Genomic DNA, 22,021 nt, shown 5'->3' on the forward strand with positions numbered 1-22,021 from the left:
AATTTCGTCGCAGCAGGACAGAGCTGCTGTCTGTTAGACGCAGAATTGGTGACCCGCGTTCAACCGTCGCAAGCCGCTCGAGCGGTGGTCGCGGTGCGGATTCGCGCAACTCGCTTCACGCTCCGCCTTAGTCACTGATGGGCTCGAGAAGGTTCAAGCGGTGAAGCGGGCGGCTCTTCGGAACTTGAAGCCTGCAATCGCTGCGACATTGTCTCGGTTCGTCAATGTGATAGCCTTCACAGACGATCGCCTTTGGCGGTCGTAGGCTGGGGCTGCCTTGTAAGTTTGTGGAGTCCCCTGCATGGGCGAAATTCGCAACTTCAGACCCGGAAATCCCGACGAGCCGCCGCCGCACAGCGGAATGCCTCGCCGTCTCGCCGCGATCATCGTCGGCGATATCGTCTCCTACAGCCGGTTGATGCAGGCCGACGAGGAAGGCACGCATGCCCGCGTCAAGCGGATCGAGCGCGACATCATCCAGCCCAGCATCATCGAGCACCATGGAAGTCTGGTGAAGACGACCGGCGACGGCTTCATCGCCATATTCGACAGTCCCGTGGAAGCCGTTCGATGCAGCATCGTCATCCAGCAGAATCTCGTCGGCCGCAACGCCTCCATTCCCAAGCATTCCCGGCTCGAATATCGGATCGGAGTCAATCTCGGTGACGTCATCGTGGAGCCGGACGACATCTACGGTGACGGCGTCAACATCGCCACGCGTATCGAGGGCATCGCGGAGCCGGGGCAGGTCTTCATATCCGGCGCGATCTACGAGCAGATCAAACACAAGATCGTATGCGGCTATGAGTCGCTCGGCGACCGCAAGGTCAAGAACATCACCGATCCGGTGCGCGTGTATCGTGTGCTGCCGGACGCTGATGCGGTCGGCAAGACAAGAAGCCGGCGTGAGAACGCGCTGATCTTTTTGCTGGCCATTACAGTGCTGATGATGGCCACCGGCGTGCTCTGGTATTTGCTGGCGCAGCCCGGCAGGATCGGCGAGCAGGCTGCCGCGCCGCCCACCGCTCCGGTCGTCTCACCGGTTCCTCAGCCATTGCCGAGCGAGGCGGCGAAGCAGACGCCGCAACCCTCTCCGTCATTGGCTTCGTCGCCTTCGGCCCCGACTCCGGCTCCGGCTCCCAGCCCATCGGCAACGCCGGTCCGGGAACCCGAAATGATCGCCATTCGTGGCGGCAGCTTCGCGATGGGAAGCAATGACGATCCGACCGAACGACCCGTCCATCAGGTCACGATCAAGCCGTTCTCGATCGGAAAATATCCGGTAACGGTGCAGGAGTGGAACGAATGCGCTGCCGCCAAGGCGTGCGGATTCACGGCCACTGGCAAGGACGATGCCCCGGTCAGCAATGTGAGCTGGACCGATGCGCAGCAATATGTCGCCTGGCTCGCGCAGGCGACAAAGAAGCCCTACCGGCTTCCGAGCGAAGCCGAATGGGAATATGCGGCACGCGGCGGGACACAGACCAAATATTGGTGGGGCGACAAGCTGCAGCCGGGCATGGCCGGCTGCAAGGATTGCGGTGAACTTGCGGCCGAGCAGCCGGCCAAGGTCGGCAGTTTCAAGCCCAATCCATTCGGGCTTTACGACATGGGCGGCGGCATCGATCAGTGGGTCGCAGACTGCTGGCACCGGACGTATCAGGGCGCGCCCAGCGACGGCTCGGCGTGGACTAGCCCTGACTGCGGCTCTCATGTCCTGCGCTCAGGCTCCTGGAAGAACGATTCGAGATATGTGCGGCCGTCAAACCGCGGTGGATACGACACCGGCGTCCGTTACCCCACGCATGGATTCCGGATCGCGCTCAGTCCGTAGGTACTGGAGTCAATTTGATGAAGATCGTTTCCTGTATCGCGCTCGCGGCCGCCATCGCATTGCTCCCCGGCGCGGCCTATCCGCAAGGCAAAACTGCGCCAAAGGACGCCAAGCTTTATTTCATCTCGCCGTATGACGGCCAGAAGATCCGTGGTGGGTTTTGGGTCCGGTTCGGCCTGCGCAACATGGGCGTGACGCATGCCGGTGACGACTACCACAATGCCGGCCACCATCATCTGTTGATCGATGTGAAAGACCCCATTGATGCCAAGGAGCCGATTCCGCAGGACAAGTCCCATCTGCATTTCGGAGCCGGACAAACCGAAACGTTTCTCGAGCTTCCGCCGGGCACGCACACGCTGCAACTGGTGCTTGGCGACGCCAAGCACTATCCGTTCGAACCACCCGTCGTGTCGGAGAAGATCACGATACGCGTTAGGCCGGCGGCATCAGCGCGAAGATGATCACCGCAGGCTGGCGTTGATCTTGTCCAGCACCGCCGAGCCCGGGCAGAGCGTGTCCGCCTCCAGCGCGTTGAGCGGCGTCTCGACCGTGTTGAGATGCTCGTGCAGGTCTTCGGCCTCAGGGTCGACGTACAGAAGACCGGTGACGATCTGGCCCTTGGCGGCGTGCCTTGCTAGGAAGGTCTGGGCGCCCAGGCGGTCGTGCGGATCGTAATCCGCATCGATCTTGCGCAGCGCGATCTTGCTGCCGTCGTGCTGCTCGACCACCTGCACCGTGCCGGGCGCGTAGTCCACCGCAATCGGGTCGCGGCCGACCAGCACGTCGAGCCGGTTCACGGCGTCATTGTGCTCGCGGACATAGTCGAAGCTCTTGGTCGAGCCGGCATGGTTGTTGAAGGCGATGCAGGGGCTGATCACGTCGATGAAGGACGCGCCCTTGTGGCCGATCGCGGCGGCGATCAGCGGCACCAGCTGGCTCTTGTCGCCGGAGAACGAGCGCGCCACGAAGGTGGCCCCTAACTGCAGCGCGATGGCGACGAGGTCGATGGCGTTGTCGGTGTTGGTGACGCCCTTCTTGCTCTTCGAGCCGCGATCGGCGGTCGCCGAGAACTGGCCCTTGGTCAGGCCGTAAACGCCGTTGTTCTCGACGATATAGGTCATGTTGACGCCGCGCCGGATCGAATGCGCGAACTGCCCGAAACCGATCGAGGCGGAATCGCCATCGCCGGAGACGCCGAGATAGATCAGCTCGCGGTTGGCGAGGTTGGCGCCTGTCAGCACGGATGGCATGCGGCCGTGCACGGAATTGAAGCCGTGCGAATTGCCGAGGAAATAGTCCGGCGTCTTCGACGAGCAGCCGATGCCGGAGATCTTCGCCACCCGATGCGGCTCGATCGAGAGCTCGTAGCACGCTTCGATGATCGAGGCCGTGATCGAATCATGGCCGCAGCCCGCGCACAGCGTCGAGATCTTGCCCTCGTAGTCCCGATGCGTGTAGCCGAGCGCGTTCTTCTTCAGGCCTGGATGATGGAATCTGGGCTTTGCGATGTAGGTCATGACACGGCCTTGCGGAGCGGGGTCACCTTGAGGTGGTCCTGGTGGTCGCCAATGGCTTTGGCGATGAAGCGGGCGGTGATCGGCGTGCCGTCGTAATGCACGATCGGCACCAGCCGGACGGGATCGATGCCGTTCTCGTTGACGATGAGCTGGCGCAGCTGGCTGTCGCGGTTCTGCTCGACGACGTATACGAAATCGTGCTCGGCGAGGAAGCTGGCCACGCTGGAATGGAACGGGAAGGCGCGGATGCGCAGGCGGTCGAGCTGATGCCCGCGCGCTTCCAGCAGGCCGATCGCCTCGTCCATCGCCGGCGAGGTTGAGCCGAAATAGATCACGCCATATTTGGTCGGCCGTTCCGCATTGGCCTGCAGCGGACGCGGCACGAGGTCCTGCGCGGTCTCGAACTTGCGCATCAGGCGCTGCATGTTGTCGGCGTAGACCGTGCCTTCCTCGGAGTAGCGCGCATAGCGGTCCCGCGACGTGCCGCGGGTGAAGTAGGAGCCCTTGGTCGGATGCGTGCCGGGATAGGTGCGGTAGGGAATGCCGTCGCCGTCGACGTCGAGATAGCGGCCGAAGTCGCGGCCTTCCTCCAGCATCGCCGCCGTCATCACCTTGCCGCGGTCATATTGCCTGGCATCGTCCCACTTCAGCGGGCGGCAGAGCCGGTGGTTCATGCCGATGTCGAGATCGAGCATCAGGAAGATCGTCGTCTGCAGCCGCTCGGCGAGATCGAAGGCGGCGGCCGCGAACTCGAAGGCCTCGGCCGGGTCCTCGGGGAACAGCAGCACATGCTTGGTGTCGCCATGCGAGGCATAGGCGCAGGCGATGATGTCGCATTGCTGGGTGCGGGTCGGCATGCCCGTGGAGGGGCCGGCGCGCTGGATGTTCATGATCACGGCCGGAATCTCGGCAAAGTACGAGAGGCCGATGAACTCCGTCATCAGTGAGATGCCGGGGCCGGAGGTCGCCGTGAAGGCGCGGGCGCCGTTCCAGGACGCGCCGATCACGATGCCGATCGACGCGAGCTCGTCCTCGCCCTGCACGATCGCGTATTTCGCCTTGCCCGTTTCAGGATCGTGCCGGTACTTCTTGCAATGGGCGGTGAAAGCCTCGGCCACCGACGAGGACGGCGTGATCGGATACCAGGCACACACGGTGGCGCCACCATAGACCGCGCCGAGCGCGGCGGCGCTGTTGCCCTCGATGAAGATGCGGTCGCCGACCTTGTCGGACTTCTTCACGCGCAGCCCAATCGGACATTTCAGGTTCTGCAGCGCCCAGTCGCGGCCGAGATGCAGCGCATGGACGTTGGAGGAGAGCAGCTTCTCCTTGCCTTTGTACTGCTCGCCGATCAGCTGCTCGATCAGCTTGGGGTCCATGTCGAGCAACGCGCTGAGCGCGCCCAAATAGATGATGTTCTTGAACAGCTGTCGCTGACGCGGATCGGTATAGGTCGAGTTGGTGATCGCGGTCAGCGGCACGCCGATCACGGTGATGTCGTCGCGGAATTTGGTCGACGGCATCGGCTTGGTGGAATCGTAGAACAAATAGCCGCCGGGCTCGATGCCGGCGACGTCCTTGTCCCAGGTCTGCGGATTCATCGCCACCATCATGTCGACGCCGCCGCGTGCGCCGAGATGGCCGGCTTCCGTCACGCGCACCTCGTACCAGGTCGGCAGGCCCTGGATGTTGGAGGGGAAGATGTTGCGTGGGCTGACAGGCACGCCGTGGCGCAGGATCGCGCGCGCGAACATCTCGTTGGCGCTGGCCGAGCCCGAGCCGTTGACGTTGGCGAAGCGGACGACGAAGTCGTTTACGCTGCTGATCGGCTTTTTGTCGGACATGTCGAACCTGCGTGGGTCATCTCGATGAAATATTTCTGCATGTCCCAGGCGCCGGTGGGACAGCGCTCGGCGCACAGCCCGCAATGCAGGCAGACATCCTCGTCCTTCACCATCACCCGCCCGGTCTTCAGGTCCGAGGAGACGTAGAGGTCCTGGTCCGGATGCGCGGAGGGCGCCTTCAGGCGCTGGCGCAGATCGCTTTCCTCGCCGTTACTGGTGAAGGTGATGCAATCCATCGGGCAGATATCGGCGCAGGCGTCGCACTCGATGCAGAGCGAGGTCGAGAACACGGTCTGCACGTCGCAGTTCAGGCAGCGATGCGCTTCGCCGAGCGCCAGCTTGACATCATAGCCGAGCTCGACCTCGGCGCGGATGTCCTTCAGCGCAACGACCTTGTCGCGATGCGGTACCTTATAGCGCTTGTCGGGCGAGATGTCGTTGTCATAGCTCCATTCGTGGATGCCCATCTTCTGCGAGGAGATCTGCACCTCCGGCAGCGGCCGTTCGTCGACCGCTTCGCCCGAGAGCATCTTGTGGATCGACAGCGCGGCGTCATGGCCGTGCGCGACCGCCCAGATGATGTTCTTCGGGCCGAACGCGGCATCGCCGCCGAAGAACACTTTCGGATTGGTCGAGGCGAAGGTCTTCGGATCGACCTTCGGCATGTGCCATTTGTCGAACTCGATGCCGCAATCCTGCTCGATCCAGGGGAAGGCGTTCTCCTGGCCGACCGCGACCAGCACGTCGTCGCAGGGAATGGTCTGATCGGGATCGCCCGAAGGCACCAGATTGCGGCGGCCTTTGGCGTCGTATTCGGCTTTGACGTGCTGGAAGGTGACGCCGATCAGCTTGCCGGCGACATGCTTGAAGGCCACCGGGACCATGTAGTTGAGGATCGGGATATCCTCGTGGATCGCGTCTTCCTTCTCCCAGGGCGAGGCCTTCATCTCGTCGAAGCCGGAACGCACGACCACCGTGACTTTCTCGCCGCCGAGCCGGCGCGCGGTGCGGCAGCAATCCATCGCGGTGTTGCCGCCGCCGAGCACGATGACGCGCTTGCCTATCTTGTCGACATGGCCGAACGACACGTTGGCCAGCCATTCGATGCCGATATGGATGTTGGCGGCGGCCTCTTTCCGGCCGGGAAGCTCGAGCTCGCGGCCGCGCGGCGCGCCGGAGCCGACGAAGATGGCGTCGTATTTCTCGGCAAGCAGCGCCTTCATGCTGTCGATGCGGTGGCCGCCTTTGAACTCGACGCCGAGACCCAGGATGTAGCCGGTCTCCTCGTCGATCACCGAATTGGGCAGGCGGAATTTCGGGATCTGCGTGCGCATCATGCCGCCGGCTTCCGGGTCGGCATCGAACACGGTGCAGTGATAGCCGAGCGGCGCGAGATCGCGCGCCACCGTCAGCGAAGCGGGACCGCCGCCGACCAGCGCGACGCGCTTGCCGTTCTTCGGCCCGGGCTTCGGCAGCCGCTGCCTGATGTCGTCCTTGAAATCCGCGGCGACGCGCTTGAGGCGGCAGATCGCGACAGGGTTTTCCTCGACGCGTCCGCGCCGGCACGCCGGCTCGCAGGGACGATCGCAGGTGCGTCCCAGAATGCCGGGAAACACGTTCGATTTCCAATTGATCATGTAGGCATCGCTGTAGCGGCCTTGGGCGATCAGTCGGATGTATTCGGGAACCGGGGTGTGCGCAGGACAGGCCCATTGGCAATCGACCACTTTGTGAAAGTAGTCGGGGGCCGCGATGTCGGTCGGTTTCATTCCTACCCTGTCCGCGCAGGTCCGAAGACCCCGCGGCCTTTTTTGTTTGAGCTTGGCGAGCGCTTAACGCGCTTTGATCTGGTTTCTGAATGACGTCATTGGGTTAGCTTATTAGAACCGTTCCGAAGTACAACGGCAAATTTGCGCGCGTCACCGCTTTCATGGGAGCTACGCGTGCACAGCATTAACGCCGGCACGAGATGTGCGTGCGGTGCAGCATGTTGCGTCTGCGAATGAGTGCGGCGTTGCTGTATCTCTGCGAAGTCCAAGTGTCGGGTGATGCAATCCGGGACTCAATTATCTCTGCTCGCGAGGGCGCGTGATGGATCGATCTGTGTCAGCTGAGTTCGAGATTAATATCGGGATGAGCATCGCCCTGACCGAAGGCGGGCGCTTGGGTAATAAGGGCCGACGTTCGAGAGTTTCGTCTCGAGGAAATCAACGATTTTTATCGAGCATGGCTGTTGCTCGAGCGACCCTTCTCCGAGGTAAAGGCTGCGCTCGACCGGATAGCTCACAGCGCAAGCGCAGCGACGCCTTTTCCGTTCGCCAAACTCATCGGGTCCGCACTGAGAGCCAAATCAGGCGAATGGACTGATTTGGCGATGGTTTGGATTCCGTTCCTTGCGGCAGCAGAAAAAGCGACCTTGAAAGACCTGCTTTCGGACGTCAGGGATTCAAAATGGGCCAGCCAGAAGACTAGGCAGCTAGCCCGAAAGTACGTGAATGAAATCGAGCGAGGCGATCCCAAACGCCTGAACTAGCTGGGCTTTAGGCACGATTGCGCGAGGCTAGTCACGCGCGATGTCGCTTTTCGCGAGATCCCACATCAGGCAGTAGGTGCCGACGGAGATGGGGAGCGGGAAGGGCGCCGCAGCCGGGCCGGTGAAGCGCTCTGCGATGACGGCGGAGACCGCATTGACATGCGTGCCGTCGATCAGCACGAACCAGTCGCGCGCGCCCTCGTTGCGCACCGCCGGAATTCCCGCCGTTGCGCCCGACAATTCCGGCTCGCTTTCGAGCAGGTGCATCGAGATGATGCCGTCGCGGTCCTGCGGCGCCAGCTTTTCTTGCAGCGCATCACGCCACGCACCGGCGTTGTCGGGCGTCGGCCGCAGCCGCACCAGGCCGAGCGACGCGCCGCGGCCAGTACCCTTGCTGATTGTGATGCGCGCGACCACGCGCAGCATGTCCCTGAAGCGCGCCATGGATCGCCGCGACCATTCGGTCTGGTCGGCGAGGCGCGCCCGGTAGGCGGGGCTGTCGAGCACGCCGAGCGTTTCGGTCGAGTACAGCGAGAGATATTTGGGGTTGGCGGCATGCGCGACATAGCGCCGCGCTTCGAGAAATCCGTCGATTGCGACACGCTCTTCCAGATGCTCGCGATCGTACCAGCGGTTGAAATCGGCCTCGTCCGCAGCGTCGATGTTCATCGACGTCAGCAGCATGCCCTTTCCGGCGAGCGGCATTCTTCTTGTCCTCTCATCGCCCGATCTTCGACGCAAGGTCCGCGATCGACTTCATGACCGCGTCCCTCACGCCGCCATCATAGAGCGAATGCCCGGCTTCTTCCACGATGCGAAGCTCGGAACCGGGCCATACGTTCGCAAGGGCCTGCGCTGTCGCGGGAGCACACAACAGATCATAGCGCCCCTGCACGATCATGCCGGGAATGCCGTCGAGCCGGCCCGCGTCCCGCAGCAGCTGGTCCTCGTTCATGAAGCTGTCGTTGATGAAATAATGCGCTTCCATGAACGGCGTCGCCGGCAATGTGCGCCAGACGTTCAGCCCGGCGAGGTCGAGCCGCGTCCGTGCCGGCTTGTGCTCGGACAAGACGCGCTCGGTGTCGTGCCAGGCCTTCGCCGCCGGGCCATGCACGGCAGGGTCGGCATCGAGGATGCGGCGCCAATAGGCATCCACCGGCCGGTCGCGTTCCTCTGGCGGCAGCACGCTGAGGAAATCCTCGTACAGCGCCGGATGGAATTGCGACAGGCGCGAGGTGAAGGCCGTCTCGACTTCTGCTCGCGTGCCGAGAAACGTCGCGCGCAGCGCTATGCCCGAGACGTGCTCGGGATGCGCCTCTGCATAAGCCAGCGCCAGCGTCGCGCCCCAGGAGCCGCCGACCACCATCCACCGTTCGAAGCCGAATTTTTCGCGGATCTGTTCCATGTCCGCGATAAGGTGCGCAATGGTGTTGTGCTCGCGCGATCCCTTGGGCCGGCTGCGGCCGCAGCCGCGCTGGTCGAACAGCACGGCGCAGAAGCGGTCGGGATCGAACAGCCGGCGATGGTCGGGCTGGCAGCCGCTGCCGGGCCCGCCATGCAGATAGACCGCGGGGATGCCGTCGCTGCGGCCGACGCTCTCGACATAGAGCTCATGGCCGTCGCCGACGTCGAGCATATCGGAGGTCAGCGGCGCAAAGGGATCAGTGCGTTTGGCCGCTGTGCCCGCGTCGGCGTCAGGCGTCATTCTCGGATTCCAGGGTGCCGCCGGCGAAGTTGCGATAGAGGAAGCGGCTGGTGTCGCCTGCGGCCTCGGCTTCCGCCTGCTTGAAGATGGTCTCGTGCAGCGGCGACAGCGCGCAGGCCGGGTCGGTGTTGGCGGCGTCCCCGGTCAGCGCGAAGGCCTGGCAGCGGCAGCCGCCGAAATCGATCTCGCGGAACTCGCAACTCTTGCACGGCTCCTTCATCCAGCCGGTGCCGCGATAGCGGTTGAAGGCCTCCGAGTTCTGCCAGATCCAGGCGATCGAATGGTTGGAGCGCACCGATTCGAAATCGAGCCCGGTGATGCTCTCGGCGGCATGGCAGGGCAGCACCTTGCCGGCGGGCGAGATGTTGAAGAACTGCCGGCCCCAGCCGCCCATGCATTTCTTCGGCCGCAGCGCGTAATAATCCGGCACCACGTAGTCGATGGTCAGTCGGCCCTTCAGCCGCTCGCGCGCCTCCTCAACGAGGCGGGTACACTCATCGAGCTGCGCCACGGTTGGCATCAGCGCGGCGCGGTTCTTCAGCGCCCAGCCGTAATATTGCACATTGGCGACCTCGAGCCGGTCGGCGTCGAGATCGAGCGCCATCTGGATGATGTCGGGCAACTGGTGCAGGTTCTGCCGGTGCATCACCGCGTTCACGGTGAGCGGCAGGTCGAGCTCGCGCGTCCATTTCGCGACCTCGAGCTTCTTGCGGTGGCCGCCCTTGTAGCCGGCGACGCGATCGGCGAGGCCGTCCTCGATGCCCTGGAACGAGATCTGCACATGGCAGAGCCCGGCATCTGCGAGATCGCTGAGCCTCTCGCGCGTCAGCAGCACGGCCGAGGTGATGAGATTGGTGTAGAGCCCGGCGTCGCTGGCATGCTTGACCAGCTCGACGAGATCTTTCCGCGCCGTCGGCTCGCCACCGGAGAAATGCACCTGGAGCACGCCGATCTCGGCGAGCTCGCTCAGCACTTTTTTCCACTCGTCCGTCGTCAGCTCCTTGCCGGAGCGGTCGAGCTCGACCGGGTTGGAGCAATAGGGACATTGCAGCGGGCAGCGATGGGTGATCTCGAGCAGCACCGCGAGCGGAATGCCGAACGTCTCCGCCGTCGAGCGCTGCTTCTCCAGCACCGCGAGGCTGTCGCTGGGCGGGATGGTCACGTCGCTCATGACGTCTTCTCCCTGATCTCGGTGAGAAAGCCCTTGTCTGCGAGATCCTGCAGCATGGCGATGACGTCGGCCAGGATCGCCTCGCGCGGCGCTGCGTACTTTGCGGCGAGCTGATCGGCGACGTCGCCGACATTGCGCTCGCCGTTGCAGAGTTGCAAGACCTCCACCGCGATCTCATCCGGCGCCAGCACCCGTTCCGGCGCCAGGATCACCCAGACCTTGCGGGTCTCGTCGTATTTCAGCTTGGCATGCCGCGGCAGCACGGGGCGGCTCGCCTCGCTGACGCTGATGTTCCGCGGCCCGGCCATCGCTTTGATCCTCAGCTCGCTTTGGGCACGAACGCGCCCGGCGGAATGTGGCCCTCGACATAGGCATGCTGGAGCGCATCCAGCTGCACCCACAGCACGTTGGTCTTGAAGATCAGCGCGTTGCAGACCTGCGCGCGCTGCTCCGGCGTCGTGGCGTGCCTCTTGACATAATCGAGCGCGAAATTGGCGTCGCGCGGCGCCTGGGTCAGGCGGCGCTTGAAGTAGCTCATGATATCCGGGTTGACGAAGTCGTAGTGCTCCAACATGCCGGCGATGCGCTCCTCATGCAGGTTGGGCGCGAACAGCTCGGTCAGTGAGGAGGCGATCGCCTCCAGCGGGCTTTTTTCGCGGCAGAAGTGCACATAGGCTTCCACCGCGAAGCGCGTCGCCGGCAAGATGCCTTCGGTGGATTCGACGTAAGCGGTGTCGAGCCCGAGCCCTTCGGTCAGCTTGATCCAGCGCTCGATGCCGCCTTCGCTGCCGACGTCGCCGTCATGGTCTTCGATGCGATGGCGCCATTCCAGCCGCGTGGCGCGGTCGCGGAAGCGGGAGATCACCACCGCGTCCTTGATCGGAATGGTGCTCTGGTAATAGTAGCGGTTGAGCGCCCACGCCTGCACCTGGCCCTTGTTCAGCTTGCCGCCATGCAGCAGCTTATGGAACGGGTGCAGGCTGTGATAACGCGTGGCGCCGATGTGGCGCAGCGTTGCCTCCAGCTCCTCGGCGGAGTTGAGCTTCAAGTCCTTGCCGATCGAGAGTGCGGTCATTCCAGTCAGTGATGCGGCGTTCACAGCACGATCTCCGTTCCATCCGCGGGTATCTGCCAGCCCGCCTCCTCAGTGAGCTTGCGCTCGGGCGAGCCGGGCAGCAGCGCCGGATTCGAGTTATTGATATGCAGAAACAGCTTCCTGTCGATATTGAGATCGGCCAGCCGGGCGATGGCGCCGTCCTCGCCGGACATCGCGACATGGCCCATGCTCTTGCCGGTCTTGTGGCCGAGGCCAGCCCTGATCATCTCGTCGTCGCGCCAGACGGTGCCGTCGAAGAACACCAGTGAAGCGCCGTCGATCTCGGCCTTGAGCGCGTCGGTCACCTCGGCGCAGGCCGCGATGAAGTAGAAGAACTTGCCCGTGGCCTTGTCGGTGATCTTCAGGCCCAGCGTGTCGCCGTCGCCGCTCTCGCCGCCCGGATGCGCCTTGCCTTCGAGATACCACGCCGACTTGCCCGGCACGGCAAAGGGCAGCACCTCGAGCCCTGAGCGCGCACCGTCGGGCAGCCGCGGCTCGAACGGCTCGCGGATCGCGATCGGCTGGCGCCGCACGTTCTTCTCGTTCAGCACGTTGAAGATGCTGTTGGAGCTGAGGATCGCCAGCACCTTCTCGTGCGCATAGATCGTGAAGGGCGAGCCTTCGCGCATCGACAGCAGGCCGGCCACCGCATCGACTTCGCTGTTGGTCAAGATCACGCCCGCAATCGGCGTGTGGCGCAGCGCGCCCACCTTTGGGTGCAGCTGCGGCGTGGCGTTCAATTGCTGGCGAAGATCGGGGGAGGCGTTGATCAGGAACCAGTGCTCGCCGTCGCCACTGAAGGCGACCGAAGCCTGGGTTCGAAACAGCTCTTGTCCCTTCGCACGAGCCGCGCGGCAGCCTTCGCAGCCGCAATTCCACTGCGGAACTCCGCCGCCGGCCCCGGCGCCCAGGACGACGACGCGAAGCATGATCCGTCTCCTGGAGGCGCATTGGCGAGGTGGATCTCAGGCCAAGACAGTTTCGGACAAGGTTTCTCTCTGCCGGAAACGTATCGTGACCGAAAGAACCACCTGCGCAGAACGCGTTTCCACCAGCCGCTTACTTGCGGGTGGCGCTCACATACATATTGATTTCCATGCCGCAGGGCACTTCGACGATCTTAGGGGCTTTCCAGGCCATTTGGCTCTCCATTTTCGCGAATTCGGACGTATCCGCCCATTGGACAAATTAGTGCGGACGGCAAAGTTCGCCAGTGAAATTTTCCCGACCTAGGTAGTAGGCGGCGGGAATTGTTGCACTGCAAAGATGGCGTATTGCGGCCGCAAAGATGAGCGGATCAGATACGCAAAATTGCCGATAGGTCGTGATCCCTGTCGGGATAAACCAGTTGTGAGTAAGGACCGGCTTCTCATCGGCGACAGACGACCCCATTGGATCAGGCATGCCCAGATATTTCTTCAACACCCGCATCGGCGACGAACTGATCGTGGATCCTGACGGCGAGGACCTGCGCAACCCCGATCGCGCCTGGGAGGTCGCGCGCCAGATGATCCTTGAGGTCGTGAAGTCGGAAGGAACCCAGCCGGCGCTGCTGGAGGCCGTCATCGAGGTCACCGACGCCGACGGCGAGATCGTGCTGGAGTTTCCCTTCACCGAAGCGCTGCTCGACATGCCGGACCAGTCCGCGACGAGGCATTAGCCGGACGCGGTAGGGTAACGGGCTCACCGCTCTCTCCACGTCATTGCGAGCGTAGCGAAGCAATCCAGAATCCCTTCCCCGGAGGCAGCCTGGATTGCTTCGTCGCAAGGGCTCCTCGCAATGACGGAGAATGAGGCAACGCCCGGCGCAAAACCCGCCTTTCACCCCCGCGAAATCCGCATGGCTTTGCCGCGTTCCCGGCGCTAAAAGACGCCTGTCATACGGAGCAAGCCATGCAAGATCTCTGGCGCCTGTCGGCCGCCGACCTCGCCACCCTCGTCAGGTCCAAAAAAGTCTCCGCCAGGGAGGCCGCCAAGGCCGGTCTCGCGCGGCTCGATGCCGTCAATCCCCAGCTCAACGCGGTGATCGACCACCGGCCGGATGACGTGCTCAAGCAGGCCGATGCCGTCGATGCCGCAATTAGCCGGGGCGAGGACCCCGGCGTCCTCGCGGGCGTGCCCGTCACCATCAAGGCCAATGTCGACCAGGAAGGCTTTGCCACCACCAACGGCCTCAAGCTGCAGCGCGACCTGATCGCGCGCGAGGACAATCCGGTGGTCGCCAATTTCCGGAAATCGGGCGCCATCCTGCTCGGCCGCACCAATTGCCCGGCCTTCTCCTACCGCTGGTTCACCACCAATCTCATCCACGGCGACACCAAGAACCCCCGCGACGCTTCGCTGACGCCGGGCGGCTCGTCCGGCGGCGCCGGCTCGGCGGTCGCGGCCGGCATCGGCCACATCGCGCACGGCACCGACATCGCCGGCTCGATCCGTTATCCCGCCTATGCCTGCGGCGTGCACGGTCTGCGCCCGACGCTCGGACGCATTCCCGCCTTCAACCCGGCGCTGCCGGAGCGCCCGATCGGTCCGCAGATCATGGCGGTCTCGGGCCCGCTGGCGCGCACGGTCAACGATTTGCGCATCTCGCTTGAAGCGATGTCGGCCCGCGACATCCGCGATCCCTGGTTCGCGCCGGTGCCGCTGCAAGGACCCGCACGGGACAAGCGCGCTGCGCTGTGCCTCAATCCGGGTGGGCTTGCCACCGCACCGGAGGTGAAGGCCGCGGTGAGCGATGCCGGCAAGCGGCTGGAGCGCGCCGGCTGGACCGTCGATGTGATCGAGGACACGCCGCCGATGCGCGAAGCGGTGGAATGGCAGATCAAGCTCTGGCTCGGTGACGGCTATGAGGCGCAGCTGGAGATGGCCGAGCGCGAGGGCGATCCCGGCGCACTGGCCTGCCTGCGCGGCAACCGCGCCAGGGTCACGCCGATGGATCAGGCCAATTACGCCAAGGCGCTGACCCGGCGAGCCACGCTGACCCGCGACTGGATGCTGTTCTTCGAAAAATACGCCGTGCTGCTGACGCCGGTCTCCGGCGAATTGCCGTTCCCCGACCATCTCGACCGCAAGGACGAGGATTCCTTCAAGCGGGTCTGGGAAGCGCAGCTGCCGCAGATCGCGATTCCCTTCATGGGATTGCCGGGCCTCGTGGTCTCCACAGGTCTCGTCGGCAGGGCGCCGGTCGGCGTGCACATCGTCTCTGGCCGCTATCGCGAGGATCTGTGCCTGCTCGCCGGCGAAGCGATCGAGGCCGGCGGCGTGCCGCCATCGCCGATCGATCCCGTGGGCTAGCGATGACCGCCATCTACGACTTCAAGGCCAACTCGCTGGCCGGCGAGGAGGTCGCCCTGCGGCGTTTCGAGGGGCAGGTGCTCTTGATCGTCAACACCGCGAGCAAATGCGGTTTCACGCCGCAATATCGCGGCCTCGAGGATCTCCATCGCGACCTCTCTCCGCGCGGCTTCTCGGTGCTCGGCTTTCCCTGCAACCAGTTCGGCGCGCAGGAGCCGGGGCAGGCGAGCGAGATCCAGGAATTCTGCTCGACCCATTACGACGTCACCTTTCCGCTGTTCGAGAAGATCGACGTCAACGGGCCGAAGGCGCATCCTCTGTACGAATACCTGAAGCGCCAGCAGTCCGGGCTTCTCGGCGCCGCCATCAAATGGAATTTCACCAAATTCCTGGTGAACCGTGAGGGCCGCGTGGTCGCGCGCTACGCGCCGACCGCCCGGCCCGAAGGATTGCGCAATCAAATCGAAACACTGTTGTGAGCGAGACAATCATGAGCGACGAATTTCCGGACCGCCTGTCGGTCGACCCGAACAGCCCCTATTACAACGCGGAGATCCTGTCGCGCGACGTCGGCATCCGCTTCAAGGGCATCGAGAAGACCAATGTCGAGGAATACTGCATCAGCGAAGGCTGGGTCCGCGTCACCGCAGGGAACGCCAAGGATCGCCACGGCAACCCGCTGACCATTAAGGTGCACGGTCCGGTCGAGCCGTATTTCCGGGATAAGAAATAGTTTGAGCCGAGCGCGCCTCGCTCTCTCCGCGTCATTGCGAGGGGCGCACACTCTCTCCCTCGTCATTGCGAGCGAAGCGAAGCAATCCAGAATCTTTCCGTCGAGGCAGTCTGGATTGCTTCGTCGCTTCGCTCCTCGCAATGACGATAATAACCACTGAAAGCCACCCCATGTCCGTCCGCATCGTCGACGTCCGCGAAATTACAAAACCGATCTCTTCGCCAATCCGCAACGCCTATATCGACTTTACGAAGATGACGACCAGCCTCGTCGCCGTCGTCACCGACGTGGTCCGCGACGGCAAGCGCGTCGTCGGCTACGGCTTCAACTCCAACGGCCGTTACGGGCAGGGCGGCCTGATCCGCGAGCGTTTTGCTCCGCGCATCGTCGAAGCCGATCCAAAGTCGCTGCTCGACGCGGCCGGCGACAATCTCGACCCCGACAAGGTCTGGGCCGCGATGATGACCAACGAGAAGCCGGGCGGCCATGGCGAGCGCTCGGTCGCGGTCGGCACCATCGACATGGCGGTGTGGGACGCGGTGGCGAAGATCGCCGGCAAGCCGCTGTTCCGCTTGCTCGCCGAGCGTCACGGCGTCAAAGCCAATCCGCGCGTCTTCGTCTACGCCGCCGGCGGCTATTATTATCCCGGCAAGGATCTCTCGATGCTGCGGGCTGAGATGCGCGGCTATCTCGATCGCGGCTACAACGTCGTCAAGATGAAGATCGGCGGCGCTGATATCGCCGAGGACCGCAGGCGCATCGAGGCGGTGCTGAAGGAGATCGGCAAGGACGCCCAGCTCGCCGTCGACGCCAACGGCCGCTTCAACCTGGAGACCGCCATCGCCTACGCCAAGATGCTGCGCGACTATCCCTTGTTCTGGTACGAGGAAGCCGGCGATCCTCTCGACTACGCGCTGCAGGCCGCGCTCGCCGAATTTTATCCGGGCCCGATGGCGACGGGCGAGAACCTGTTCAGCCATCAGGACGCCCGCAACCTGATCCGCTACGGCGGCATGCGCCCCGATCGCGACTGGCTGCAATTCGATTGCGCCTTGTCCTATGGCCTGTGCGAATACCAGCGCACGCTGGAGGTGCTGAAGACCCACGGCTGGTCGCCGAGCCGCTGCATCCCGCACGGCGGCCACCAGATGTCGCTCAACATCGCCGCCGGCCTCGGCTTAGGCGGCAACGAAAGTTATCCCGACCTGTTCCAGCCCTATGGCGGCTTCCCCGACGGCGTCCGCGTCGAGAACGGCCACATCACCATGCCCGAGCTTGCAGGCATCGGCTTCGAAGGCAAGTCCGATCTCTACAAGGAGATGCAGGCGCTGGCGGAGTAGGAGTGTCGTTGGAGCGCGACGTCCGCGCCACACACTCCGTCATTGCGAGCGCAGCGAAGCAATCCAGAATCTTTCCGCGGAGGCAGTCTGGATTGCTTCGTCGCAAGAGCTCCTCGCAATGACGGTGGAGGGGCCACTGCCGCTCGCGGGCGTCTGGCCCGCAGCCCAATGTGCCGAATTGCGCGAGCTGTCGCCACACACTCCGTCATTGCGAGCGCAGCGAAGCAATCCAGAATCTTTCCGTGGAGGCAGTCTGGATTGCTTCGTCGCAAGAGCTCCTCGCAATGACGGTGGAGGAGCCACTGGCCGCTCGCGGGCGTCTGGCCCGCAGCCCAATGTGCCGAATTGCGCGAGCTGTCGCCACACACTCCGTCATTGCGAGCGCAGCGAAGCAATCCAGGGTCTTTCCGCTTCGGCAGTCTGGATTGCTTTCGTCGCAACGGCCCCTTGCAATGACGCTGGCGAAAGCCTCGTAGTCATCTCCTGGTTGTGCTATTGTAGAAGCTGTCCTCAGCCGAGTACGATTATGAAGCAACCCTGCGTGTACATGTTCGCCAATCGTCGCAACGGAACGATCTACACGGGCGTCACCTCCAATCCGCCGCGCCGCGCGTTCGAGCATCGCGAAGGACTGGTAAAGGGTTTTTCATCGAAGTACGGCTGCAAGCTCCTCGTCTGGTACGAGCTGAACGCGACCATGTCCGACGCGATTGTGCGCGAGAAGCAGATCAAAGGTGGCAGCCGGGCGAAGAAGCTTGCGCTCATTGAGAGCCTCAATCCGAATTGGGACGATTTGTACTAGACGCTGATCTGACCGGCAGGAGATCTGCGGCTATTCGGCGAGCCGCTGCCACGTCCTCCGTCATTGCGAGCGTAGCAAAGCAATCCAGGATCTCTCCCCGGAGGCAGTCTGGATTGCTTCGTCGCAAAGGGCTCCTCGCAACGACGGGGAGGGAGCGGAAGTCATCCGGTCGTCGTCCGAGCCTGCAGCGGGCGGTCGTTGGGTTTCGCCAGCTGTCGCCCCACACTCCGTCATTGCGAGCGCAGCGAAGCAATCCAGAATCTTTCCACGGCGGCATTGCTTCGCTGTGCTCGCAATGACGATGTGGTAAGCGTCCGCCCCCTACGACAGCCGCATATCCAGCAGCCTTCGCCCTTCGCCCTTCAGCAGCTTCTTCACCGCGCTCGACGCCACGACCTCGCCGTCATTGGCATAGGCCTCGTGGTTCTTCTCGATGTCATCGAGGCGGTAGAGGTAGTTGACCATGACGCCGGCGGACTCGCGCATTCCCTTGGGCGAGAGGTCGCCCAGCCAGTTGATGCGCTCCAGCCGAGCGCCGTTGCCGAGATGGAAGCGGGCGACGGAATCGATCAGCTTGCCCTTCGGCGTGCGCGCCTTGAGGAAATAGTGCGCCGCGAGCGGCTCCAGCACGGCGCGGAGCAGCGCCGCCGTCTCCGGGCTCTCGAACCATCTGGGATCGTCGAGGCGCCTCAGCACCTCGCGGTCCTCGTCCGACAGCGGCAGATCCTTGTCCTGCTTAACCCAGGCCATGAAGCCCGGCACCGGCGACAGCGTGACGAAGGTGTCGAGCTTCGGCAACTCGCGGCGCAGCTCTTCCACCACCTGCTTGATCAGGAAGCTGCCGAAGGAGATGCCGCCCAGGCCGCGCTGGGTGTTGGAGATCGAATAGAACACGGCGGTGCGCGCGCGCTCGATCGGCAGGTGCTGGCGGTCGACTGCGAGCAGGGGCTGGATCGCGCCGGGGATCGTCTCGGTCAGCGCCACCTCGACGAAGATCAAGGGCTCGTCCACCATCGCAGGATGGAAGAAGGCGTAGCAGCGCCGGTCGACCGGATCGATGCGGCGGCGCAGATCATCCCAGTCCGAGATCTCGTGCACGGCCTCATAACGGATGATCTTTTCGAGGATGTTGGCCGGCGTCGACCAGTCGATCCTGCGCAGCACGAGAAACCCCCTATTGAACCACGAAGAAAGAAGATGCGAGACGTCGCGGTCGAGCGCGGCGAGATCGGTGTGCCCGTTCATCATGCCGAGCAGATCGGCGCGCATGTTGACGAGATCGCCGGTACCGCCGGGCGCGCGGTTGAGCCGCCGGATCAGCTCCTGCCGGCGCGGCTCGGAAGCGAAGTGCAGCGAGCTTGCGTCCTCGTCGCTGGGCGCGGCCCGCCATGTCTCGATCGCCTTGGACAGGCGCTCCCGGTCGGGACCGAAATCGCGCACCAATCCCTCGAAGAAGGCGCGGCGTCCCGCAGCGTCCAGCTCCCGGTAGATGTCGAGCACCTCGCGCGCCATCGCCGTGCCCGAGGCTTCGCCCCGGCCCGACAGCAGCGCATCGCAGAGCTCGAGCAGTCCGTCGGCATCATGCTTGGTATCGGCGGCGTCCCCCCGGCGAAGCAACGTGCGGCCGCGCTCGGAGATGGTGGCAAGCAGGTCGGAGAAGAAGGCGTTGGCCATCGGGGCTTTCGTATCAGGTCTGTGCGATGCGGCAAGCTTACACGGGATTTGGGTGCAAGCCGATCACAATCAAGCAGGCGAATGCGGCATCTTTCGCTTCGCCGTGCGTTTGGAGAATGAGGGCATGCCGGAACGGGTCGATGATATGCCGGGCAGTGCTCATTCCAACGCGCTGTCATGCCCCGGCTTGACCGGGGCATCCAGTACGCCGCAGCTTCTCGATTCTAGCCGAGCCGTCTCGGCGTACTGGGTCGCCCGGTCAAGCCGGGCGACGACACCGCGTGTGCTGCAAACTCCGTCGGCGTCCGACCCGTCACCTGGCGGAATGCGGCCGAGAACGCCGGCACGCTGGCATAGCCGAGCTGGGTCGCGAGCTGCTTCACCGACACGCTCGCATCCGTCGATATCCGCTCGATCGCCGCCGCAATCCTCGCGCGCTGGCACCAGCTCTTGAAGCTCAGCTGCGTCTCGCTCGAAAACAGCCGCGACAGCGTACGCGCGGAGGTTCCGACCGCGCGCGCCAGCGTGTCGATGTCGTGCAGGCCGGTGGGATCGTCGAGCACGATCATCGCCGCGCGGCGGCAGCGCGCTTCGCGCGGCAGCGGCACGAAGGTCGCGGAATCCTCGGCCTGGTGCAATTCCAGCATCACCAGGCGCACCAGGAGCTCGGTGCGCTCTTCGGTGTTGCGCCCGTCGAACAGCGCGAGAATCGCCTGATTGAGCAGCGGCGACACCCGCACCACGAATTCCCTGGTCAGGCCGTCATAGCGCTGCTCGCGCTTCAGCCAGGACAGGTCGAAATACAGCGTGCGCATCTCGATGTCGGCCAGCAGGTCGATGGCATGCTCGAGCCCGGCCGGCACCCAGACCGCGCGGTCCGGCGGCACCAGCCAGCGTCCGGCGGGCGTCGTCACCTGCATCGTGCCCTTTGCCGCATAGATCAGCTGCGCCTCGCGGTGCATGTGCAGATCGATCCGCATCCCCTTGGGATAGTCGCGGGCGACCAGGTGCACGCCCGCGGGCGAGCGGTGGTTGCTCCGGACCTCCCGCAGGATTGGCGTTTCCAAGACAGTCATTGGCAGCATCCCGTCATGGGGAGGACATATAACTCATTTCGGAGCAGGAGAGGATTCGGGAATGAACAGCCCCAGTCGGGTCATCGGTTTCGTCAACGCAGGTCATTTCATCGACCATTATTCGATGCTGATCTTCGCCGCCGCTGTCATCATCATGGGCCCGGCGCTCGGCATGGCCTATTCGGAACTCTTGCCCTACGCGACGCCGGGCTTCGTTGCCTTCGGCGCCGGCTCGCTGCTCACCGGCTGGCTGGGCGATCGCTGGAGCCGCCGCCACATGATGCTGATCTTCTTCGTCGGCATCGGCCTTTCGATGATCGCGGTCGGCTTCGTGCAGACCCCCGTGCAGCTCGGCGCGGCGCTGCTTGCGATCGGCATCTTTGCGTCGATCTATCATCCCGTCGGCACCGCCATGATCGTGTCCTACGCCGACCGGCTCGGCCGCGAGATGGGCATCAATGGCGTCTGGGGCAATCTCGGCGTGGCGTCGTCGGCCCTGGTCACCGGCGTGATCGGCCAATTTCTCGGCTGGCGTTTTGCGTTCATCGTTCCTGGCGCGGTTACGGTCCTGATCGGCATCGCCTTCGCGCTGAGCGTCGTGCATGAGGACCGCAAGGGCTCGAAGCAAGCGGCGGCGCAGGCGCGGGTGGCCAGGCAGGACATGTGGCGCGTGATCCTGGCGCTGCTGATCGTGGTGATCGCGATCTCCACGACCTTCAACGCCGTCACCGTGGCGCTGCCAAAGCTGTTCGCCGAGCGCCTTGCGGACCTGACCAAGAGCCCGGCTCTGTTAGGTGTCATCGCCGCCGGCGTCTACGTGTTCGGCGCGATGACGCAGTACACGATCGGCCGGCTGCTCGACCGCTACTCCCTGAAGACGGTGGCGCTGCCACTTTCCTTCATGCTGGCGCCATTCCTGTATCTGGCCGCGAGCCTGTCCAACCTGCCGCTGATCGTCGTTTCGATCGGCATCGTCATGGGTGCGTTCGGGCAGGTGACGGTCAACGACGCCATGGTCGGCAAATACACCACGGAAGAGTGGCGTTCGCGCGCCTATGCCGTGCGCTATTTCGTCGGTTTCACCGCGGCCGGCGCCTCCGTCGGTCTGGTCGCCTGGCTCTATGAGCGGGGCGGATTCGTCACCATGCTGCACGCCTTCGCCGCCCTCTGCCTGCTCGCCATCGCCGCCGCGCTGATCCTGCCGCGCGAGATCCGCACGCCGCAGGTGGTGTGAGGGAGACTCTCTCCACCGCATTGCGAGGAGCCCTTGCGACGAAGCAATCCAAATTGCCGCCGCGGAAAAATTCTGGATTGCTTCCGCCTTCGCCAAGGCTTCGGCGGACAAGTCGCTGCGCTCGGAATGACGGAGAATGAGGAGGCACCCTCGCCATGCCACCCA

22 protein-coding genes are annotated in these 22,021 nt (G+C 63.9%); 10 read left to right on the plus strand and 12 right to left on the minus strand.

The window, feature by feature from the left end; translation table 11 throughout:
- Positions 1-301 precede the first annotated feature (301 nt).
- Both I6F12_RS01060 and I6F12_RS01065 read left to right on the plus strand, forming a co-directional pair.
- Positions 302-1,834, plus strand: a complete 1,533-nt coding sequence (locus tag I6F12_RS01060; protein ID WP_225155301.1) for an SUMF1/EgtB/PvdO family nonheme iron enzyme — start codon at positions 302-304, stop codon at positions 1,832-1,834.
- 17 nt (positions 1,835-1,851) lie between these two features.
- Positions 1,852-2,298 (plus strand): DUF4399 domain-containing protein, encoded by a 447-nt coding sequence (locus I6F12_RS01065; protein ID WP_036007306.1) that lies wholly within the window; start codon positions 1,852-1,854, stop codon positions 2,296-2,298.
- On the opposite strand, the gene I6F12_RS01070 is transcribed toward I6F12_RS01065, so the two are convergent.
- The 3 genes from I6F12_RS01070 to I6F12_RS01080 are packed head-to-tail and all read right to left on the minus strand — an operon-like array spanning position 2,299 to position 6,967.
- On the minus strand, positions 2,299-3,354 hold the full coding sequence (locus I6F12_RS01070) for a 2-oxoacid:ferredoxin oxidoreductase subunit beta (protein ID WP_225155302.1): 1,056 nt from the start codon (positions 3,352-3,354) through the stop codon (positions 2,299-2,301). It abuts the gene before it with no gap.
- Positions 3,351-5,198 carry a 2-oxoacid:acceptor oxidoreductase subunit alpha gene (locus tag I6F12_RS01075; protein ID WP_225112121.1) on the minus strand — a complete coding sequence of 616 codons (1,848 nt, stop codon included), beginning with the start codon at positions 5,196-5,198 and terminating at the stop codon, positions 3,351-3,353. Before I6F12_RS01075 ends, I6F12_RS01070 begins: the two co-directional genes overlap by 4 nt.
- Positions 5,168-6,967: an FAD-dependent oxidoreductase gene (locus I6F12_RS01080; protein WP_225155303.1), complete on the minus strand. Its 1,800-nt coding sequence runs from the start codon at positions 6,965-6,967 to the stop codon at positions 5,168-5,170. Before I6F12_RS01080 ends, I6F12_RS01075 begins: the two co-directional genes overlap by 31 nt.
- A gap of 464 nt (positions 6,968-7,431) precedes the next feature.
- Between I6F12_RS01080 and I6F12_RS01085 the strand changes: the two genes are divergently transcribed.
- Positions 7,432-7,731, plus strand: a complete 300-nt coding sequence (locus tag I6F12_RS01085) for a hypothetical protein (protein WP_225155304.1) — start codon at positions 7,432-7,434, stop codon at positions 7,729-7,731.
- Between the two features lie 27 nt (positions 7,732-7,758).
- Here the strand turns inward: I6F12_RS01085 and I6F12_RS01090 are convergent, their stop codons facing one another.
- The 7 genes from I6F12_RS01090 to pqqA form a co-directional block, all read right to left on the minus strand.
- Complete coding sequence (locus I6F12_RS01090; RefSeq protein WP_036007320.1) at positions 7,759-8,436, minus strand: DUF4286 family protein; 678 nt, start codon at positions 8,434-8,436, stop codon at positions 7,759-7,761.
- Positions 8,437-8,449: 13 nt separating this feature from the next.
- Positions 8,450-9,436 carry a prolyl aminopeptidase gene (gene pip / locus I6F12_RS01095; RefSeq protein ID WP_225155305.1) on the minus strand — a complete coding sequence of 329 codons (987 nt, stop codon included), beginning with the start codon at positions 9,434-9,436 and terminating at the stop codon, positions 8,450-8,452.
- A complete protein-coding gene (pqqE, locus tag I6F12_RS01100; RefSeq protein ID WP_225112124.1) occupies positions 9,426-10,607 on the minus strand; it encodes a pyrroloquinoline quinone biosynthesis protein PqqE in 1,182 nt (393 codons plus the stop codon). The genes pip and pqqE overlap by 11 nt, the downstream gene beginning before the upstream one ends.
- The gene (pqqD, locus tag I6F12_RS01105; protein WP_057026049.1) at positions 10,604-10,915 is read right to left on the minus strand and encodes a pyrroloquinoline quinone biosynthesis peptide chaperone PqqD; all 312 of its coding nucleotides are present in this window, start codon (positions 10,913-10,915) and stop codon (positions 10,604-10,606) included. Before pqqD ends, pqqE begins: the two co-directional genes overlap by 4 nt.
- 11 nt (positions 10,916-10,926) lie before the next feature.
- The gene (gene pqqC, locus I6F12_RS01110; protein WP_036027260.1) at positions 10,927-11,706 is read right to left on the minus strand and encodes a pyrroloquinoline-quinone synthase PqqC; all 780 of its coding nucleotides are present in this window, start codon (positions 11,704-11,706) and stop codon (positions 10,927-10,929) included.
- Positions 11,703-12,632, minus strand: coding sequence for a pyrroloquinoline quinone biosynthesis protein PqqB (pqqB, locus tag I6F12_RS01115; RefSeq protein WP_225155306.1), 930 nt, complete (start codon positions 12,630-12,632; stop codon positions 11,703-11,705). Before pqqB ends, pqqC begins: the two co-directional genes overlap by 4 nt.
- A gap of 130 nt (positions 12,633-12,762) precedes the next feature.
- Positions 12,763-12,843, minus strand: a complete 81-nt coding sequence (gene pqqA / locus I6F12_RS01120) for a pyrroloquinoline quinone precursor peptide PqqA (RefSeq protein ID WP_007595659.1) — start codon at positions 12,841-12,843, stop codon at positions 12,763-12,765.
- Positions 12,844-13,105: 262 nt separating this feature from the next.
- Between pqqA and I6F12_RS01125 the strand changes: the two genes are divergently transcribed.
- The 6 genes from I6F12_RS01125 (at position 13,106) to I6F12_RS01150 (ending at position 17,872) form a co-directional block, all read left to right on the plus strand.
- Positions 13,106-13,363, plus strand: coding sequence for a hypothetical protein (locus tag I6F12_RS01125; protein ID WP_036007354.1), 258 nt, complete (start codon positions 13,106-13,108; stop codon positions 13,361-13,363).
- Between the two features lie 233 nt (positions 13,364-13,596).
- Positions 13,597-14,997 carry an amidase family protein gene (locus tag I6F12_RS01130; protein WP_036027256.1) on the plus strand — a complete coding sequence of 467 codons (1,401 nt, stop codon included), beginning with the start codon at positions 13,597-13,599 and terminating at the stop codon, positions 14,995-14,997.
- A 2-nt stretch (positions 14,998-14,999) separates the two neighbouring features.
- On the plus strand, positions 15,000-15,476 hold the full coding sequence (locus tag I6F12_RS01135; protein ID WP_036007360.1) for a glutathione peroxidase: 477 nt from the start codon (positions 15,000-15,002) through the stop codon (positions 15,474-15,476).
- Between the two features lie 11 nt (positions 15,477-15,487).
- The gene (locus tag I6F12_RS01140; RefSeq protein ID WP_036007363.1) at positions 15,488-15,730 is read left to right on the plus strand and encodes a DUF3297 family protein; all 243 of its coding nucleotides are present in this window, start codon (positions 15,488-15,490) and stop codon (positions 15,728-15,730) included.
- 170 nt (positions 15,731-15,900) lie between these two features.
- On the plus strand, positions 15,901-17,070 hold the full coding sequence (tarD, locus tag I6F12_RS01145; protein ID WP_225155307.1) for a D(-)-tartrate dehydratase: 1,170 nt from the start codon (positions 15,901-15,903) through the stop codon (positions 17,068-17,070).
- A 526-nt stretch (positions 17,071-17,596) separates the two neighbouring features.
- Positions 17,597-17,872, plus strand: coding sequence for a GIY-YIG nuclease family protein (locus tag I6F12_RS01150; protein ID WP_225155308.1), 276 nt, complete (start codon positions 17,597-17,599; stop codon positions 17,870-17,872).
- Positions 17,873-18,193: 321 nt separating this feature from the next.
- Here I6F12_RS01150 and I6F12_RS01155 read toward each other — a convergent pair whose 3' ends face one another.
- Positions 18,194-19,546, minus strand: a complete 1,353-nt coding sequence (locus I6F12_RS01155; RefSeq protein ID WP_109144743.1) for a malonyl-CoA decarboxylase — start codon at positions 19,544-19,546, stop codon at positions 18,194-18,196.
- Positions 19,547-19,770: 224 nt separating this feature from the next.
- A complete protein-coding gene (locus I6F12_RS01160; RefSeq protein WP_036027245.1) occupies positions 19,771-20,622 on the minus strand; it encodes a helix-turn-helix transcriptional regulator in 852 nt (283 codons plus the stop codon).
- 61 nt (positions 20,623-20,683) lie between these two features.
- Here I6F12_RS01160 and I6F12_RS01165 point away from each other — a divergent pair, with 61 nt between their 5' ends.
- Positions 20,684-21,856 (plus strand): MFS transporter, encoded by a 1,173-nt coding sequence (locus I6F12_RS01165; RefSeq protein ID WP_225155309.1) that lies wholly within the window; start codon positions 20,684-20,686, stop codon positions 21,854-21,856.
- Positions 21,857-22,021: the final 165 nt, after the last annotated feature.

Origin of the sequence: Bradyrhizobium sp. IC4059 (assembly GCF_020193615.1) — a bacterium.
Classification (GTDB): Bacteria; Pseudomonadota; Alphaproteobacteria; order Rhizobiales; family Xanthobacteraceae; genus Bradyrhizobium; species Bradyrhizobium yuanmingense.

What these genes read in the sequence shown, in the direction of transcription:
- I6F12_RS01060 (WP_225155301.1), top strand. Translation starts at nt 302, where the DNA reads ATGGGCGAAATTCGCAACTTCAGACCCGGAAATCCCGACGAGCCGCCG.
- I6F12_RS01065 (WP_036007306.1), top strand. Translation starts at nt 1,852, where the DNA reads ATGAAGATCGTTTCCTGTATCGCGCTCGCGGCCGCCATCGCATTGCTC.
- I6F12_RS01070 (WP_225155302.1), bottom strand. Translation starts at nt 3,354, where the DNA reads ATGACCTACATCGCAAAGCCCAGATTCCATCATCCAGGCCTGAAGAAG.
- I6F12_RS01075 (WP_225112121.1), bottom strand. Translation starts at nt 5,198, where the DNA reads ATGTCCGACAAAAAGCCGATCAGCAGCGTAAACGACTTCGTCGTCCGC.
- I6F12_RS01080 (WP_225155303.1), bottom strand. Translation starts at nt 6,967, where the DNA reads ATGAAACCGACCGACATCGCGGCCCCCGACTACTTTCACAAAGTGGTC.
- I6F12_RS01090 (WP_036007320.1), bottom strand. Translation starts at nt 8,436, where the DNA reads ATGCCGCTCGCCGGAAAGGGCATGCTGCTGACGTCGATGAACATCGAC.
- pip (WP_225155305.1), bottom strand. Translation starts at nt 9,436, where the DNA reads ATGACGCCTGACGCCGACGCGGGCACAGCGGCCAAACGCACTGATCCC.
- pqqE (WP_225112124.1), bottom strand. Translation starts at nt 10,607, where the DNA reads ATGAGCGACGTGACCATCCCGCCCAGCGACAGCCTCGCGGTGCTGGAG.
- pqqD (WP_057026049.1), bottom strand. Translation starts at nt 10,915, where the DNA reads ATGGCCGGGCCGCGGAACATCAGCGTCAGCGAGGCGAGCCGCCCCGTG.
- pqqB (WP_225155306.1), bottom strand. Translation starts at nt 12,632, where the DNA reads ATGCTTCGCGTCGTCGTCCTGGGCGCCGGGGCCGGCGGCGGAGTTCCG.
- pqqA (WP_007595659.1), bottom strand. Translation starts at nt 12,843, where the DNA reads ATGGCCTGGAAAGCCCCTAAGATCGTCGAAGTGCCCTGCGGCATGGAA.
- I6F12_RS01125 (WP_036007354.1), top strand. Translation starts at nt 13,106, where the DNA reads ATGCCCAGATATTTCTTCAACACCCGCATCGGCGACGAACTGATCGTG.
- I6F12_RS01130 (WP_036027256.1), top strand. Translation starts at nt 13,597, where the DNA reads ATGCAAGATCTCTGGCGCCTGTCGGCCGCCGACCTCGCCACCCTCGTC.
- I6F12_RS01135 (WP_036007360.1), top strand. Translation starts at nt 15,000, where the DNA reads ATGACCGCCATCTACGACTTCAAGGCCAACTCGCTGGCCGGCGAGGAG.
- I6F12_RS01140 (WP_036007363.1), top strand. Translation starts at nt 15,488, where the DNA reads ATGAGCGACGAATTTCCGGACCGCCTGTCGGTCGACCCGAACAGCCCC.
- tarD (WP_225155307.1), top strand. Translation starts at nt 15,901, where the DNA reads ATGTCCGTCCGCATCGTCGACGTCCGCGAAATTACAAAACCGATCTCT.
- I6F12_RS01150 (WP_225155308.1), top strand. Translation starts at nt 17,597, where the DNA reads ATGAAGCAACCCTGCGTGTACATGTTCGCCAATCGTCGCAACGGAACG.
- I6F12_RS01155 (WP_109144743.1), bottom strand. Translation starts at nt 19,546, where the DNA reads ATGGCCAACGCCTTCTTCTCCGACCTGCTTGCCACCATCTCCGAGCGC.
- I6F12_RS01160 (WP_036027245.1), bottom strand. Translation starts at nt 20,622, where the DNA reads ATGACTGTCTTGGAAACGCCAATCCTGCGGGAGGTCCGGAGCAACCAC.
- I6F12_RS01165 (WP_225155309.1), top strand. Translation starts at nt 20,684, where the DNA reads ATGAACAGCCCCAGTCGGGTCATCGGTTTCGTCAACGCAGGTCATTTC.